The organism is Micromonospora sp. NPDC049799 (assembly GCF_040656655.1).
Classification (GTDB): Bacteria; Actinomycetota; Actinomycetes; order Mycobacteriales; family Micromonosporaceae; genus Micromonospora.
Window position 1 is genome coordinate 1 of sequence record NZ_JBFAMU010000927.1, and the last position, 1,027, is coordinate 1,027.

At 74.5% G+C, this 1,027-nt stretch carries 1 protein-coding gene and 1 pseudogene; both read right to left on the reverse strand.

Translation table 11 applies throughout. The features are described 5' to 3' along the window. Positions 1–308: pseudogene (locus tag AB0I76_RS30700) on the reverse strand (glycoside hydrolase); the annotation flags it as partial. Positions 309–368: 60 nt separating this feature from the next. Further along, positions 369–1,027 (reverse strand): enolase C-terminal domain-like protein (locus AB0I76_RS30705; protein WP_357042851.1); only part of this gene is annotated, 659 nt, incomplete at its 5' end.

Consider the following 1,027-nt stretch of genomic DNA (forward strand, 5'->3'; position numbering starts at 1 on the left):
AGCTGGTCGACCGGCAGCCAGCCGGGGTAGCCGCGCGGGTCGACCCGGGCGGCCGGCTGCCCGACCGCGACCACGTGCGCCCAGCCGTCCGGGCGTACCTCGGTGACCAGCACCCGCTCGCCCAGCAGCAGCTGGCTCAGGACGCAGTCGCCGACCTGCTGCGCGCTGTCCAGGCCGGCGACCCACGCCGCGACGTCGGCCCGGGCGGACAGGGCGGGGCGGTCGACGGGGCGTACCGCCTCGGGGGAGCTCCAGAGGGTCGCGACCGCGACCCGGACGACGGCCTCGAGGCCGGCTCGCAGCTCCACGCGCACCCCCATCTCGTGTGTCGGACGTTGCCGCGACCCTATGAAAGTTTTCGCCGCAGCTCAACTGCGCGCGCGAACTTTAGTTTCAGTAACCGAGGTGATGCCCAGGCCCGGAGCGTCCGGCAGCACCACCGTCGCGCCGTCGTACCGCAGACCCCCGCGCACCGGCGACCAGGCCAGCCACCAGGCGGCGTCCAGGTCCGAGACGGCCGTGGTCGAGTATGCGGCGACCAGGCTGGCGGCGGCGCCCACACCCACCTGGCTCTCCATCATGGAGCCGACCACCGTGCCGACGCCGTGCGCGGCGGCCAGGTCGAGCAGGGTGCGCGCCGCCCGCAGTCCACCGCACTTGGCGAGCTTCACGTTGACCAGGTCGGCGGCGCGGCGGCGGATCACCTCCACGAGATCACGCACCCCGAACACCGACTCGTCGGCCAGGATCGGTGTGCTCACCCGGTCGCTGACCCAGGCCAGGCCGTCCAGGTCCGCCCGGTGGACCGGCTGCTCGACCAGCTCGACGTCGAGGCCCGCGTCCTCGATGCCACGGATCACCCGGACCGCCTCCCGCGGTGTCCAGCCCTGGTTGGCGTCCAGCCGGATGCAGACCTGCGGGCCGACCGCGGCGCGGACCGCCCGCACCCGGTCCAGGTCGCCCGCCGCGTCGGCGCCGACCTTCATCTTGAGCACGTCGAACCCGTCGGCCCGGCGCTGCCGGGCCG